The sequence below is a fragment of the Maribacter dokdonensis DSW-8 genome (assembly GCF_001447995.1).
GTDB classification, from domain to species: domain Bacteria; phylum Bacteroidota; class Bacteroidia; order Flavobacteriales; family Flavobacteriaceae; genus Maribacter; species Maribacter dokdonensis.
Window position 1 is genome coordinate 173,830 of the sequence record NZ_LDPE01000003.1, and the last position, 16,562, is coordinate 190,391.

Sequence of the window (16,562 nt, forward strand, 5' to 3'; positions counted from 1 at the left end):
CTAATAATTTTATTGATTACGTAATTTATTAATGAAAATTAGTGGTTAGTGACAAAAAATAGGTCGATAAATTTTCAAAGTAATTTTTTTTAACAAGATAATAACATATATTTGGTAAACCAGTTTGACGAACCAATTTGGTAAACCAATTAAATGAAAACTAATAATCATCTTATTAATTAAAAAAAAGTGAAATGAGACTATAGAAAAAAGCATAAAAAAAGGACGGGTGCTCGCCCATCCTTTTTATGAAAAAAATTACTCCAAATCGATAGGGAAGTAACAAACATGTAAGTATTGCTATTTACACATTTTATGTAAAAATAAGAATTATCCTTGATTCTTATGTGAAATGTGTGTTATAGTAAATTAATGATTATGATGCGGTGGCTAATATCGCATTTTAAGTAGATCAAAAAGAGGGCTTGGCCCAATTCAATAGAACTAACTTAATATAACACAAATGAATTTTAAATTAAAAGTTTTTATGGTTGCAATGTTGCTGGTCAACATTCAATTGTTTGCACAGGACTCCTATAGTTTATCAGGTACTGTGACAGATGCTAACAATGTACCGATTCCAGGTGCTAATATTGTTGTGGCAAATACAACTAGAGGTACCCAAAGTGATTTTGACGGTAATTTTACCATACAGGTTACAAGTGGTGATTTATTGCAATTCTCTTATATAGGGTATGCTACGCAAACAGTAGCAATTGTCTCTCAAAAAACAGTAAATGTAACCCTTCAGGAAGATGCTAGTCAGTTAGATGAAGTTGTCGTTGTTGGTTACGGTACGCAAAAGAAATCAACATTAACAGGTTCAATTTCTAAAGTAACTAATGAGACCTTAGACCAAATTGCGGTTTCAAGGGTGGATGATGCCTTGATCGGACAAGTTTCCGGTGTTAATATTCAGGCCACTAATGCTGAGGCCGGTGGTGCACCTACCATTACTATTAGGGGTGTGGGGTCTGTAACTGCAGATTCTGGACCGGCATTGGTTGTTGATGGTATTGTAGTGAGTTCGGAGTTTCTTGCTAACATAGATATGAATGATGTTGAGTCTTTTGAAGTGCTTAAAGATGCTGCTTCAGCTGCAATTTATGGTAGTGAAGGTTCTAACGGTGTAATTTTGATTACTACAAAAAGCGGTAAGGCTGGTAAAACAAAGTTTAGCTATCAAACCTATACGGGTTTCAAAGATGCACATGGTAGTGATGACTACAAAAAGAGTGTTGCTGAATGGGCTAAGATAGAACAAGCTGCTACCGGAACACTATCTGGTGAAACTTTATACGCACAATTGTTAGTGGCTACAACTGGTGTAGATAGAGATTGGCAAGATGTGTTTTTCGACGGTGGAACTGTAACCAGTCATTCTTTTTCTGCACGTGGTGGTACTGAAGATACTAAGTTTAGTGCATCATTAAGAGCATTGCATGATGAAGGTGTTGTAATTACTGATGATTATAAATTATATACAGGAAATATAAAGTTAGATACAAAATTAGGTGAAAAGGTAAAGTTTGGGTTAAGAGCTACACCTTCATATACTTCGCAAAGAAGATTACCTACTTCAATTCATAATCCAACTAGACAATCGCCATGGTTGCCAATATACCATACTGAAGAATCATTACAATTTATAGATAGAGATGTTTATCCTAATGTAGGAGTTGGTGATTATTTTTATGAAAATCACTTGGTTAATTTAGATTTGGATAATGATGGCAATACAGAACGTCCACGTACTTCTGGTGATTCTAACCCTTTTGCACAATATGTAGAAAGAGAACATTATGAATTTAATACTAAATTATTTGGATCTACATATTTAAGTTATGAGTTGTTAGACGGTTTAACCGCTAAAACTTCTTTAGGTGTTACTTTAGAGCATAGAAAACGTACAAGATATGACGGAACATTGCACCACGCTTCTGGTAACAGTAGAGCGGCATACTATTTAGCTAATAGATCTAGAACAAGGTTAATTAATGATAACACTTTAAATTATTCTACAAACTTTGGCGGTGATCATGATTTAAACTTGTTGGCGGGTATGACCATTCAACAAAGAAAATCTGAAGAAAGTATAATGACCGGAGGTGGATTTTCTAATGACTTGTTGAAAAATTTCCAAGGTGCTACTTTAATTGATAACCCTACTGAAATTAATACAGAGCTTAAAAAAGTAGGTTATTTTGCTAGAGTTAATTATGCCTATAAAGATAAGTATTTGGTTAATGCGTCTTTTAGACGAGATGGTAGTTCTGTATTTGGTGTAGATTCTAAATACGGTAATTTCCCAGCTGTGTCTTTGGGATGGAACGTTGCTAAAGAAAACTTCTTATTGAACAGTGATATAGTCAATAACTTAAAATTTAGAGCTAGTTATGGTTTAACAGGAGCTGAAAATTTCAATGTTGGTGATGATAATGTAAACCTTTATCCTTATTTAGCATTACTTCAAAATTCTAATGCGATAACAGATGGTAGTATAACTCCTGGTGTATCGCCAAGAAACATTGCCAATGCCTTATTACAATGGGAAGCTTCAGAAGAAATGACTTTTGGTGTTGATTTCGGATTCCTGAATAATAGAATATCTGGTTCTGTGGATTACTATAAGAGAACAAGTGATGAACTATTATTGGAAAACCCTGTTTCTTACATTACTGGTTTTACAAGTGGTATAGTAAACTTAGGAGAGGTTGAAAATAAAGGTGTAGAAGTTGAAATAAGAACCAAGAATATTGTTGGAGAGAAATTTAGATGGAACTCTACATTGATTGCTTCTACTAACCAAAACGAATTGTTGAGTTTTGGAGATTCTAACAATGCTTTAATAGAAGATGATTATGGTAGAAACTCTCAATGGATAAACAGAATTGGCGAGCCAATATCATCTTTCTGGGGGTATGTTGTTGATACGGATTTATACGATGATACACAGTTTAGAACTACTTATGTAGATAATCCTTGGAATAGAATTAACGGTCAGGCAGATGATACGATCGTTAAGGATTTAAATGGTGACGGTATCATTACAGAAGAAGATAAAACCATTTTAGGTGATCCATACCCAGATTTAGTGTACAGTTTTACTAATGAGTTTCAGATGGGGAATTTTGACTTCTCATTCATGGTACAAGGTAGCTTAGGTGCTCAAGTGAATAATATTGGTGATCAATATTTCTATAACTGGTTTGGTAATAGAACACGTAGTGGAGGAGAGGCGCAAGCAGTTGCTGACGGTTTAGTACCACATACATCTTTTATTCAAGAAAAGGTATTGACCAGTGAAGTTATAGCAAATGCAGATTATTTTTCTTTAAGAAATATAAATCTTGGATACAATTTCCCTGACGATGTAACATCTAAAATTGGTATTGGAGGTCTAAGAGTTTATGCAACTGCTCAGAATTTAGTGTATATCACTGCAGATGACTATCATGGTTTTAACCCTGAGCATGTAGATGGTTCTAACCCAAGGGCTTATGGTTCTCAAAGAGCTGGTACGCCAATATTTAGAACATTGACATTGGGTCTTAACATTGATTTTTAATTTTTAAAAGATACTTATTATGAAACATATAAAATATATAGTCTTTATGATCACAGGGGTGATATTCCATTCCTGTAGTGATGATTTTTTGAACCCTTTGCCAGAAACGGCAGTTGCGGTTGAGTCATTCTTTCAATCAGATGCAGATGTTTTAGCCGGTGTAATAGGCATTTATGATGCATTACAAGGTGTAAATGAAAATACGACCACAAATATTGGAGATGCCAATAGAGGGGTTCAGTTTGAGCACTTATTAACAGAGCATAGAACTGATAACACTCGTAACGCCACATTAGAAGGGTCTAAATCAGATTTTCACAGATATGTGGTAAATGCCAATAACGTAGAATCTGAAGATTACTATCAATCTATGTATGAGGTAATATTTAGGGCAAATAATATTTTAACCTTTATAGATGTTGCAGATGTGGAAAATCAAGCTAAATATGCTGCCGAGGCAAAATTTCTAAGAGCTTATGCATATTTTAACTTAGTTAGGTTGTATAGTGACGTTCCTTTGGTAACAGAAGTTGTTGGTCCAACTGATAATGAAGCTTTGTTTACCCGAATTCCTGAAGCACAGATTTATGCTCAAATAGTTGAGGATTTACAAGAAGCTGTGAACGTTTTGGATAATTCAGCTAAGGCAAGAGCTTCTAAAGCGGCGGCACAAGGTATTCTGGCTAAAGTTTATATGACTCAGCCAAACAAAAATTATTCTGGTGCTAGTCAACTTTGTGAAGCAATAATCAATAGTGGTAATTTTTCTTTGGAAAGTAACTATTCAGATGTTTTTTATGACGAGTTGAACGATGAAATTATTTTTGCGGTACAATATGTAGCTGGTAACAGTGCGGAGAGTCAAAGTTTTTCATCAGAATTCACTTCAACTTTCCGTCAAGGAAGAGAAGATGGGCAGAATATTGTGAATGATAATTTAGTAGCTGATTTCGTTGCCTATGGAGGTAACAGAACAGAGGTTTCTTATGTAACATTCAATACAACTTCAGAAGTTGCAAAATTTCTACCTGAAGGTACAGATCTTAGTGTAACACCGCCAGATTATGGTTTAAGTGCAAGAGATGCAGGTAACGATTATATAGCATTGAGATATGCTGATGTATTATTAATGCATGTAGAAGCGGCAATAGGTGATGGTACTAGTACAACTGATATTGGCGCTTTGGAATCTTTTCAAAAAATCAGGGATAGAGCTTTTCCTGATACAGCTCCAAACACTGTTTCAAGTGTTTCAAAAACAGAACTTTTAAGAGAAAGACGTGTTGAATTGGCATTTGAAAACCAACGTTGGTTCGATTTACTTAGGTTCGGTGTAGCTGATCAAGTATTGAGTGCACATGCTGAGGAAATGGGATACGTTTTTTCTTCTAGAGCTTTATTGCTGCCAATTCCTGCAAGGGAAATAAATATTAGTGGTGGTTTATTAACACAAAATCCAGGATATTAATATAAAAACTATGAGACAGAAAGTAAATATATTTAGTAAGACAAAACTATTGCTTATGGCTATAGTTTCGGCTGGCATGGTAGCTAGTTGTGTAAATGATGAACTTTTTAGGGATGATTTACCAGATACTAATTCAAAGGTAGACACGGTATTTCCAGCGGCTAATTTTTCTTATGCAGCTTCCTCAGATGATTTTAGGATCATCAATTTTACCAACCTAGCTACAGAAGCTACTGTTTTTGAATGGGATTTTGGTAATGGAAACACTTCAACGGAGCAGGATCCAACATTTACTTTTGACGGTGAAGGTACATATCCTGTAACGTTAACCGCAATAGACGGTAATGGTGTTACTGGTTCTACTACTATAGAGGTAATGGTTGTAGAAGGACCCTTTCAACCTATTATTCTTGAAGCTGGCTTTGAAGATGATACCTTGCCAGAAGGAGGGGGAGACGGTCGAGATTCTTGGAGAAATAGTGATTTGGGTGGTGTAATACAAATTACAGGTAGTCCGGTTACTTTTGGGGATCAAGGAGCAAAATTACCGGTACCGGCAGGTGATCGTGTAGGTTATCAGGAAATTACTGTAGAGCCAGATACTAATTATGATTTAAGTTTTTGGTATACTATGTTAAGTGGATCTTCTGATCCTTCATTAACTGTTGCTGTATTGGGTGTTACGGAGAATGGACCTTTTGCAAATAAAGAAGAGGCAAATGATGCAATTATAGCATCTGTAACCGTAACGGACGATTCTGAACCAGATGTTTATGTACAGCAAAAACTTTCGTTCAACTCAGGAATAAATAATACTGTTGCAATTTACTTTACAAACGGAGAAGTTGAGGCTAGACTTGATGATTTTACAATAGAAGTTGGAATACCAGGAGCTGTACCACCATCTGCAGGATTTGATATAGCACAGAGCGAAACAAACTTCTTAGAGTATACTTTTACGAACTCTTCTGTTAACGCTTCTACTTACGAGTGGGATTTTGGAGATGGTAATACTTCAACAGATGAGTCTCCTACACATGTATATGAAACTGCTGCAGATTATGTTGTGACATTAAATGCTACCAATGATTCTGGTTTATCAACGGAGTTGACTAAAAACATTACCATTTTGGCACCGGTATCAGCAGCCTTTTCTTTCGAAGTAGATGCAGATGATTATAGAACATATTCGTTTACCGATGAATCTGTGGATGCGGTAATGCTTTTATGGGAGTTTGGAGATGGTTACCAATTTACGGGTATGAATCCTACTCACACTTATGAAGAAGATGGTATATATGTAGTTACTTTAACAGCATATAGTCAAACAGGAAATACTTCCGAAGCAACGGAACAGATAACGATTTCAGATGGTTTTATTGTTGAGGTTGTAAACGGTGATTTCTCTGATGGTTCTTCTAGTTGGAAGCCATCTAGTTTTGATGGCAGTAATTCAAATGCCTTTAATACAAGTTCAGACGGAGATTCATTTGACTATACGGGAGCGGATACAGGTTCTAAAACACCTGGTGCAAAGTATACAAGTAGTACTACAATGGTAGGGCCACTTGAAAGTTTGTCAAGAACATCTTCTTCTAGAGCTGCATATCAAGAAATTACCGTAGAACCTAATAAAGAATATACGATAGAGTTTAGCGCAGCTATTACAAATAGTGGTGACGCTGTTTATGTAGAGATATTAGATGGTTGGTTTGATGGCGATGGCGCTGCTGCCTTTGCTAGTTCAACAGGAGCGGGTCCTTTAGGAAGAGCTGTAGTTGATGTTGCTAATGGTAAGGGTAACTTTACAATGGGTACCGATACATTTACTTCTAATGCAAGTGGACAGGTGACTATTTGGATGTATTCTTTGACCACTGCAGATGCATGGGTTGATAATATTAAGGTTTATGAAGCACCATAATTTATTTGATTCTAATGTATAGGATATCACATCTTTTGATATTATCATTAATGTTTCTCTCTGTAGAGGCTACCTCCCAAACTATGGGGGGTGACCTCACAGAGTCAGAAACAAAAACGGAGAAACGTAGTAAAAAAAAGAAAAGGAAAAAAACCAAACTTCCAGACATAGATTTATCACATTGGAAGGTTACAATTCCAGAGGGTTCTGGCAAGGGAGGTGCTATTAGTGTTGAACCTCCAGAAATTCTGGACTATGCAAATAATGATATCTTAAAACCATATATGTTTAATGATTCCACTAAAGGGGCGTTAACATTTTATGCATATCCTACTTCGGCTACTACGGCAAACACCAAGTATTCTAGGTCAGAACTTAGAGAACAAATGGTGCCCGGTGATGACAATGTAAACTGGACGTTTAAAAAAGGAGGAAGCTTAAAGGCAAAACTTTCGGTCGATGAAGTGTCAAGAGATAAAAATGGAAAGTACCACAAGGTTATCATTTTACAGATTCATGGTAGGTTAACCAATGAGCAAAAAGAACTAATAGGGCAAAAAGATAATAATGCCCCACCAGTTTTGAAAATTTATTGGCAGAACGGCAAAATAAGGGTAAAGACGAAAAAGCTAAAATTTGCTGATGTTAATTCAGTTGGAATATTACATGAAGAAGCTTGGACAGATGATGAAGGATTTAATTTTGAACAAGAGGTAGGCTTTGGAAAGTTTCAAATTGAAGTAAAAGTAACAGATGGTAAAATGGTAGTTTCATTGAATAATACTGAGTTTGCTGTTTATGATGATTTTAATATGAAGCGTTGGGGAGTATTTGAGAACTATTTTAAAGCAGGTAATTACTTTCAAAGTAGAGATGAAGGTTCTTTTGCTAAAGTTAGCTTCTATGATTTAGAAGTAAAACATTAATATGTATAAATGAAATTAAGGAATAGTCTAGTGATTACGAAGCATTTTGCAATTAGCTGTCTTTTCATGTCTTGGTTGTCACTTTGTTTTTTGAGTTGTGATAGTTCTTCAGATGAAATTGAAAGTGAAGTAGAGCAAGAGGTAATTGAAGAGGAAGAGATTATTGAGGATGAACAAGAAGTTGAAGAAGAAATAGAGGAAGTGAAAGTAGAAGGAGTGGACTATTTTTTGCCTAATATTGATTTGGAAAATTGGAAGGTGACATTGCCTATTGGTAGTCCAGATGAGGTAAATCCACCAGAAATAATAGATTATGCTACTGATGAAAGGTTATTGCCGTTCATGTATAATGATTCTACAGATGGCGCTTTGGTTTTTTATACATCACCTGGATCATCAACAGCAAACTCTTCTTATTCAAGAACGGAGTTGAGAGAGCAAATAGTTCCGGGTAGTAATAGTACAAATTGGACTTTTGCACAGGGCGGACGTATGAAAGGTACATTGTCTGTGCCTGAAATATCTGTAGATGATGGCGGAGATTTTCATAGAACATTGGTTATGCAAATTCATGGTAGATTAACTAATGAGCAAAGAGATTTAATAGGCGAGAATGATAATAATGCACCGCCGATGTTGAAGATATATTGGCAGAAAGAAAGGGTTAGGGTGCTTACTAAAAAGCTTAAGGATGTTAATGCCACTGACGAGGAAATACTACATACTGATGCTTGGGAGGATAATGAAAGTCATACATTTTCAGAAGTTGTAGGTAATGATAAGTTTACTTTAGAAGTTGTAGTTTCAGAAGGAAGAATGGAAATTGTATTGAATGATTCTGAATCTGTTGTCTATAACGACATTCATATTGAAAAATGGGGTGTATTTGAAAACTATTTTAAAGCTGGTAATTATTTACAGACCATAGAAAACAATGCATTTGCGTACGTAAAATATTATGAATTAGAGGTTGTGCATTAATCTTAAAAGAAAAATATACCTAGTATAACAAAGAAAGTTGTTTGAGTTAGATTTGTTGAAATGAATTTACTGGCCTGTTTTAGGCCAGTAAATTTTAAATTAAACTAGTAGTTGTTCATTGTATATTAATTTTGCAAATTAATAATGACTAAGAATTACTAACGATTTTCTCTTAAAGCAAGTTATAAATGAAATTAGAAATCCTCACAAGGAATGAGAGCAATGAAATACAGAATGAGATAATATTACAGCTCAGAGATTTAATGAATAATAAAAATCTAGAGCCAGGTGATAAATTACCTTCAGAAAGAACATTGTCAGAGAAATTTGGTGTAAGTAGAAGTAGTGTTCGTGAAGCGATTCAGAAACTGGAATTTTACGGAATCTTAGTTTCTAAGCCTCAGAGCGGTACATTCGTTGCTGAAATAGGTCAAGTGGCCATGAATGGAATGGTTAACGACATTCTAAGGTTAGATGAGCCCGATTTTAAATCATTGGTAGAAACTAGAATTTTGTTAGAGCTTAAAACTGTGCGTCTGGCAGCTAGAAGAAGAACTGATGATGATTTGGAGCTAATGAAAAATGCCTTGGATGCTTATAGGGAAAAAGTTGAAAATGGAGAAGATGCAGTTCAAGAAGATTTGTTGTTTCATTTAGCCATAGCCAAAGCTAGTGGTAATAGTACAATGAATACTTTTATGTTGATTATAACACCTGAAATTCTTACCAATTTTGAAAAGTACCATGTTTGCGATAAGAATATGGCGTTCAGAGGTATTCAGGAGCATCAAGATATTTTTGATGCCATCAAGGAGCAAAATCCTCAATTGGCCAAAGAGAAGATGAAAGTACATTTTAAGAATCTTTATCAATTCTGCTATAATATTTAGGGTTGAGGTTGATACCCATATTGAAATACTTTTATAAATAATCCAATTTTGATTTTGAATTAGGTCAAAATAACTACTAAAAGAAAAACATGCCTAAATCATCTATTTGGAAAAAGATTTTAGCTCTAGTTTTAGCCTTTGGGCCAGGAATTTTTGCGATTGGTTATACCATTGGTACTGGAAGTGTTACCTCTATGATCGTGGCAGGGAGTACTTATGGAATGCAACTTTTATGGGTGTTGTTATTAAGTTGTGTTTTTTCGGGTTTGCTAATGTATGCCTATGGAAATTTTGCATTGGTAACGGGTGAAACAGCATTGTTTGCTTTTAAAAAGCATTTGAAGTGGGGCAAACTTATTGCAATTCTTATAATCTTAGGTATCTCATTTGGTCAATGGAATTCGCTAATGGGTATTCTGGGTATTTCTGCGAATATAATTTATGAAATCTTTCTTATTTATTCTCCAGGATTGGTCAATGCCAAATATGAGACAGTTCTAGCAATAGCCATTGCCGTGATAATTGTGTTTTATGGTTTATTGCTGGTAGGTAAATACGCTTTTTTTGAGAAAATTCTTGTAATTTTCGTTACAATAATGGGGCTTTCTTTCATCATTTCTTTATTTATGGTATATCCATTACCATTGGAAGTGGTAAAAGGTTTGGTGCCAACAATTCCAAAAGTTGAAGGTGGTCAAATGATGGTGGCTGCATTTGTTGGTACAACAATGGCTGCGGCCACATTCTTGTCAAGGCCATTATTTGTAAAAGGAAAAGGATGGACCATTAAAAATAGAAATCAACAAAAAAAAGATGCAATAATAGCGGCTTCATTGGTTTTCTTTATTAGTGCCTCCGTTATGGCAGTGGCTTGTGGAGCTCTTTTTCATCAAGGGCAGCCGGTAACCAAAGTATTGGACATGGTAAATACGCTTGAGCCCGTTGCTGGTAAATTTGCATTAACATTATTCTTCTTTGGAACTTTAAGTGCAGGGCTATCTTCAATATTTCCATGTTTATTGATAGCGCCAATATTATTGGCAGATTATCAATCTGGGGAGTTGGATACAAATTCAAAACAATTTAGAGTCATTACCGCAATAGCTTGTTTGTTCGCTTTAATAGTGCCGGTATACGGAGCAAACCCTATAGAAATGCAAATACTTTCTCAAGTATTTAATGTTTTTGTATTGCCATTGGTTATCCTGGGAATTATTTTGCTGATTAATAGCAAAAAACTTATGGCGCAATATAAGGCAGGTTTGTTGCTAAACATTGGTCTTTTTGCTGCCTTATTCTTCTCTTGTGTAATTTCCTATAATGGTATAGTGGCGTTGCTTGGTTATTTTTAAAATAATAGCGGTCAATTAATTTAAATGCTTTCCAACATTTTATTATAAAATGGTATAGATGTATCTTTATCCCCTATTATTCAAATTATATGGGATATTAGCTCAGTTGGTTTAGAGCGCTGCCTTGACAGGGCAGAGGTCACCGGTTCGAATCCAGTATATCCCACTATATGTTGTCTAAGACTCTTTCCAGTGCCATGCCTCTAGAGCCTTTTATAAGTAGTGTAGATTTAGGTGAAATTGAATTTGTTTTTAGATAAGCGTTTAAATCAGCAAATGATTTCAATTTCAATGAATTTGTAGTAGTTTGATAAAAATTCTCGCCTACAAAAATTACTTTTTCAAAGTTTAATCTTTTTGTTAAATCAACAATTGATTGATGTTCTTCATGGGATGAATTTCCTAACTCGAACATATCTCCCAAAATTAAAATTTTATTCGGCTTTTCTAATGTATGGAAATTTTCAAGTGCCACTTTCATACTTGAGGGATTGGCATTATAAGCATCTAAAATAATATAGTGCCCCTTGGTGTTTATAATTTGTGACCTGTTGTTATCTGGTATATATTTTTCAATAGCATATTTTATTTTGGGTAGTTCTATATTAAAATATTTGCCAATAATGATCGCAGCGCAACAGTTAGTGAAATTATATGTGCCAATAAGGTTACTGTTTATTTCAACATCTTCTACCTTTAGGTTTACAAATGGTTGTGCTTTTATAAGTTCAATATTGAAATACTTTGCTTGCGTAGTGCTGAAGCCATATTTCTTGGTGAAACCTTCTAGTTTTTCTAATTGGATGGGGTCGTCTGCATTTAGAAATACGGACTTGTTACTGCTAATTAAATAATCATATAGTTCACTTTTCCCTTTTATAACTCCTTCTACGCCACCAAAACCTTCTAAATGTGCTTTTCCAAAGTTGGTTATATAACCAAAATCAGGTTCGGCAATTTTACAAAGAAATTCAATTTCATTAAGGTGGTTGGCACCCATTTCAACTATAGCAATTTCTGTATCTGGTTTAATGGTCAGTAGTGTTAATGGCACTCCAATATGGTTGTTTAGATTACCTTTAGTGGCTATCGTTCTGTATGAAGTGCTTAAAACAGCGTTTATTAATTCTTTTGTAGTTGTTTTTCCATTACTGCCGGTTAAACTAATTACCTGTGCTTTACACTTTTTTCTATGGTAGTTTGCTAGGTCCTGCAATGTTTTAAGAACATTATCAACTAGAATTGTTTTGTTGTTTACAACATATTTTTCTTCATCAATCACCACATAACTGGCTCCGCAATCAAGAGCCTTTTGTGTATAAGTATTGCCGTTGAAATTCTCTCCTTTCAGAGCAAAGAAAATATCATTTTCCTTAATCTTTCGAGTGTCTGTACTAATAGAAGGGTTTGCTAAAAAGATAGCGTGTAAGTCGTGAATTTTCATAAAATCGAAGATAAAAAAAAGCCCTTTAAGAAAAGGGCTTTTTTAATACGTTAGATAAAAATTATTTTGCTTTTTTACCTCTAACTGTTTTGTTTTTTGTTTTTGATTTAGAGCCAACTCTAGACATTGCACATCTAAATCCTATATAGTCCGTAGCCATATATTGTGGTAAATATCTTCTTTGTGCAGGGTCTAACCAGTATGCTCTATCTCTCCAAGATCCACCTTTGTAAACTCTTACTTCATCATTGATCAAAGTAGTTCTGTTGTTAGATGAATCATAACCTTTTATAAGATTACCTAAAGAATCTCTTTCAACTGAATGCTTAGGAGAGTTGTACATTTTTTTCTTGGAATCCTCTTCGTCTCCATCGTTGAATCTATCATAGAATCTAGAAGAACCTGGATCTCCATCTCTATATCCTCTGTTGTCACTTGATGAGAAATTAGTTCTTAAGTATGTTTCTTCTTCATCTACGGGAACCATTTTAATTTCTCCCGGTAAATTTACGGCTACTACTTTTCCGTTAGGTAATGTATCGTAGACGATTGAATCTCTTAAAATATTTACTTTACCATCTTCGCCAATGGCTGTTTTCATGTAAATATTACCTCTGTAGTAGTTAAAATCACTTACCTCATCATCAACTATTGGTCTATATACATCCGCTACCCACTCGGCAACGTTACCGGCCATATCGTATAAACCTAAATCGTTAGGCTTGTAAGACATTACTTCGGCAGTAATATCTGCTCCGTCATCGGACCAACCTGCAATTCCGCCGTAATCACCCTTTGCTTGCTTAAAGTTGGCTAATTGATCACCACGACCTACACGTTGTCCGTTTCTGGTGTAATCGCCTTCCCAAGGATATTTTTTTCTACCTCTGTAATTGTTATATTCTCTTTGTCCAACCTGTGCTTGCGCTGCATATTCCCATTCAGTTTCAGTTGGTAATCTATATTCGGGCATAATGATACCGCTGCTTCTCTTGGCAAAAGTTGAAACGCTATCCTTTTTCTTTTTACCTTGTAATGAATCAATTTGTCCATTATATACAGATTCAGGTCTATTTAAATATGCCTCAGTACTGAAAGTGCCTTGTACTTCACCTGTAGCTGCTTGATATTTGGCGTCTTCAGATAAGTAACCTTCTCTTTCTAGCATAACTTCGTTTACACGATCTGTTCTCCATTCGGCAAATTGTGTTGCTTGGATCCAGTTTACGCCAACTACAGGGTATTCTGCATATGCAGGGTGTCTCAAGTAATTATTGGTCATGGTTTCATTAAAACCTAATCTGTTTCTCCATACCAATGTATCTGGCAATGCACCTACGTAAATGTTAGTGTATTTAGGGTTTTCTGGTGGATATACGCTTTTTAAATAATCAAGGTATTCCAAATACATTACGTTGGTTACCTCTGTCTCGTCCATATAAAAAGACTGTACATGTTGTGAAGTCGGAGTATTGTTCCAATCATGCATTACGTCATCTTGAACCTTACCTTTGGTAAACGTTCCACCTTCAACGAATACTAATCCAGGAGCGGTTTCTTGCTCTTTAAAATCGGTATTATATTGAAAACCACCTTCCTTGGCATTTATTTTCCAACCTGTAGCTCTAGAGGTGTTTTTAGAAGAAGATGAAGATTTTGAACAGCTACTAGCTGTTAAGCCTCCTACTATAACCGTGCACGAGAGTACAACTTTTACTAAATGTTTTTTCATAATTAGGACTTGAGTTCAATTGTCATATTAAATAGTAGTTTGGTTCCTATTTCAATATGATACTGTAATTTCTTTTAATTTGTTTGTCACTTTCGCTCAATAGAACGGTGTTTTTATAAGATTATTTTATAATTAAAAATAATTTTGAAAATCTAAAAAATAACCGTTGGTAAAATTGGGCCTTCTTTAAAGGTTAAACGGTTAAATCAACCAAATAGTATGGTCCGGGATAAAACTTTTAGAATGTGATAATAAGGCTTGTAATCTAAATTCGGAAAAAAGCAATGACTCTTATATACAGGTCAAAAAATAAAATCTTATAAAAAACTTAATATTCATGCAAGATAACGGGAAAATGTGCGTTTACATGTAAAATATTAGAGTTGAAATTACAGTAAACGCTATATTTCAACTTTGAAAATTATAAAAGAACAATTCTAAGATGAGAAAAATTTCATTTGTTTTCTTTGTATTGATTATCGGTAAAATATTTGCCCAAGACGACCAACGTGTAATTACAACGGCGGTGCCATTTCTAACAATAGCGGCAGATGCTAGGTCTGCTGGTATGGGTGATATGGGTGTGGCAACATCTACAGATGCTTTTTCTCAACAATGGAATCCTGCTAAATTTGCATTTGCTGAGCGTAAGATGGGCATTGGTGTGAGTTATACACCATATTTGGAAAGTATTATCACTGATATCTCTTTGCTAAATGCGAGTTTTTATAATAAAATTAACGAGCAAAGTGCATTTGCGGTCAGTTTGCGATATTTTACTTTAGGTGAAATTGAGTTAAGACAGTTTGCCAATGATCCAGGTACTATTGCAAAACCAAATGAGTTGGCATTGGATGGGTCATACTCATTAAAGTTAAGTCCTACTTTTTCAATGGCAGTTGGTGGGCGATATATAAGGTCTAATTTGAAATTACCACAGAACGGTAGTGAAGATTCACAAGCCGCAGGTTCATTTGCGGTAGATGTAGCCGGTTACTTTAGGTCTAGAGAAATAGCCTATAATAATTTTGATGGTAGATGGAGAGGTGGCTTCAACCTTTCTAATATTGGTGGTAAAATTCAATATGATGAAGGTGGACAGGAAAACTTCTTGCCAAGTAAATTGAGTCTTGGTGGTGGTTTTGATTTCATTTTAGATCAAGATAACGTAATAGGTATTACAACGGAGTTTACTAAATTGTTGGTGCCAACACCTCAAGATTTCGATGGTGATGGTGATGTTGATGCGGCAGATAACGATATCTATCAAAATGAAAGTGGATTCAGTGGAATATTTAATTCTTTTACAGATGCGCCAGATGGTTTTGGTGAAGAGCTAAAGGAGTTTACTTGGGCATTAGGTGCTGAATATGTTTATCAGGATGCCTTTATGATTAGAACAGGTTACTTCAACGAGAGTGAGGAAAAAGGATCTAGAAAGTTCTTTACCTTAGGTGCAGGGTTCAAGTTTAAGGCTGCTCAGGTAGATCTCTCTTATTTGTTTTCAACGTCTCAGGTGCGTAATCCACTAGAAAACACACTACGTTTTTCTCTTACGTTTAATTTAGGGGAAGAGTATTATAATGATTAAAGTTCAAAAAGTTTAATAATAGAAAAAACCTGCTAATTTGCAGGTTTTTTTATGCGACATTCTCTCAGGTACAATTAATATATGTAGATTGATAAATAAAAAATATGATCAACCAGAAGAAGATAAGCTTTGATATCACCATATATGATTCATTTCATGAATTAAAGGCTGAAGACCAAAGTTTAATGACCGCAGCTATACAGGCAAGACAACGGGCTTATGCACCATACTCTAGTTTTAATGTAGGTGCTTCTATTTTATTGGATAATGGGGAGATTGTTGAAGGTAACAATCAAGAAAATGCTTCTTATCCATCAGGTTTATGTGCGGAAAGGGTGGCTATATTTTATGCAGGGGCCAATTATCCTGGTGTAAAAATTAAAGCGATCGCCATTACTGCGGCATCTTTAAATCATGAAGTTAATGAACCGGCAGCCCCATGTGGTAATTGTAGGCAAGCAATATCTGAATACGAATTTAAACAGGGCGAACCTATTAAAATACTGATGATGGGTGAGACAGGTAGTGTTATTGAATGTAGTTCTTTGGCAGATTTGTTGCCGTTAGGGTTCAATAGTACATTTCTCAATTAAAATGACATTATAAATATACACGTTATAAGCTTTATTTGTTAAGCTTGTAATTTCTTAATGGATTTGCTTCTTTAATTTTTATCGATTCATTTA

At 35.0% G+C, this 16,562-nt stretch carries 11 protein-coding genes and 1 tRNA gene; 10 read left to right on the forward strand and 2 right to left on the reverse strand.

Annotated elements, in window-relative coordinates; genetic code table 11:
- Positions 1–463: 463 nt before the first annotated feature.
- The 8 genes from I600_RS14445 to I600_RS14480 all read left to right on the forward strand — a co-directional run bounded on the left by I600_RS14445 (position 464) and on the right by I600_RS14480 (position 11,275).
- Complete coding sequence (locus I600_RS14445) at positions 464–3,568, forward strand: SusC/RagA family TonB-linked outer membrane protein (protein WP_058105263.1); 3,105 nt, start codon at positions 464–466, stop codon at positions 3,566–3,568.
- A 19-nt stretch (positions 3,569–3,587) separates the two neighbouring features.
- Positions 3,588–5,036, forward strand: a complete 1,449-nt coding sequence (locus tag I600_RS14450; protein WP_058105264.1) for a RagB/SusD family nutrient uptake outer membrane protein — start codon at positions 3,588–3,590, stop codon at positions 5,034–5,036.
- Positions 5,037–5,091: 55 nt separating this feature from the next.
- The gene (locus I600_RS14455) at positions 5,092–6,960 is read left to right on the forward strand and encodes a PKD domain-containing protein (RefSeq protein WP_245188894.1); all 1,869 of its coding nucleotides are present in this window, start codon (positions 5,092–5,094) and stop codon (positions 6,958–6,960) included.
- A gap of 50 nt (positions 6,961–7,010) precedes the next feature.
- Complete coding sequence (locus I600_RS14460) at positions 7,011–7,886, forward strand: polysaccharide lyase family 7 protein (RefSeq protein ID WP_245188895.1); 876 nt, start codon at positions 7,011–7,013, stop codon at positions 7,884–7,886.
- Between the two features lie 9 nt (positions 7,887–7,895).
- Entirely contained in the window at positions 7,896–8,867 is a 972-nt protein-coding gene (locus I600_RS14465; protein ID WP_245188896.1) for a polysaccharide lyase family 7 protein, read from the forward strand.
- 188 nt (positions 8,868–9,055) lie between these two features.
- The gene (locus I600_RS14470) at positions 9,056–9,757 is read left to right on the forward strand and encodes a FadR/GntR family transcriptional regulator (protein ID WP_058105267.1); all 702 of its coding nucleotides are present in this window, start codon (positions 9,056–9,058) and stop codon (positions 9,755–9,757) included.
- Positions 9,758–9,846: 89 nt separating this feature from the next.
- The gene (locus I600_RS14475; RefSeq protein WP_058105268.1) at positions 9,847–11,109 is read left to right on the forward strand and encodes an Nramp family divalent metal transporter; all 1,263 of its coding nucleotides are present in this window, start codon (positions 9,847–9,849) and stop codon (positions 11,107–11,109) included.
- Positions 11,110–11,200: 91 nt separating this feature from the next.
- Positions 11,201–11,275 (forward strand) — tRNA-Val (locus tag I600_RS14480).
- Here I600_RS14480 and I600_RS14485 read toward each other — a convergent pair.
- Positions 11,276–12,553 (reverse strand): UDP-N-acetylmuramoyl-tripeptide--D-alanyl-D-alanine ligase, encoded by a 1,278-nt coding sequence (locus tag I600_RS14485; protein WP_058105269.1) that lies wholly within the window; start codon positions 12,551–12,553, stop codon positions 11,276–11,278.
- Positions 12,554–12,614: 61 nt separating this feature from the next.
- Complete coding sequence (gene gldJ, locus I600_RS14490) at positions 12,615–14,285, reverse strand: gliding motility lipoprotein GldJ (protein WP_058105270.1); 1,671 nt, start codon at positions 14,283–14,285, stop codon at positions 12,615–12,617.
- 442 nt (positions 14,286–14,727) lie between these two features.
- On the opposite strand from gldJ, the gene porV reads away from it, so the two are divergent.
- Positions 14,728–15,876 carry a type IX secretion system outer membrane channel protein PorV gene (gene porV, locus I600_RS14495; RefSeq protein WP_058105271.1) on the forward strand — a complete coding sequence of 383 codons (1,149 nt, stop codon included), beginning with the start codon at positions 14,728–14,730 and terminating at the stop codon, positions 15,874–15,876.
- Positions 15,877–15,983: 107 nt separating this feature from the next.
- Entirely contained in the window at positions 15,984–16,469 is a 486-nt protein-coding gene (gene cdd, locus I600_RS14500) for a cytidine deaminase (RefSeq protein WP_058105360.1), read from the forward strand.
- Positions 16,470–16,562 lie beyond the last annotated feature (93 nt).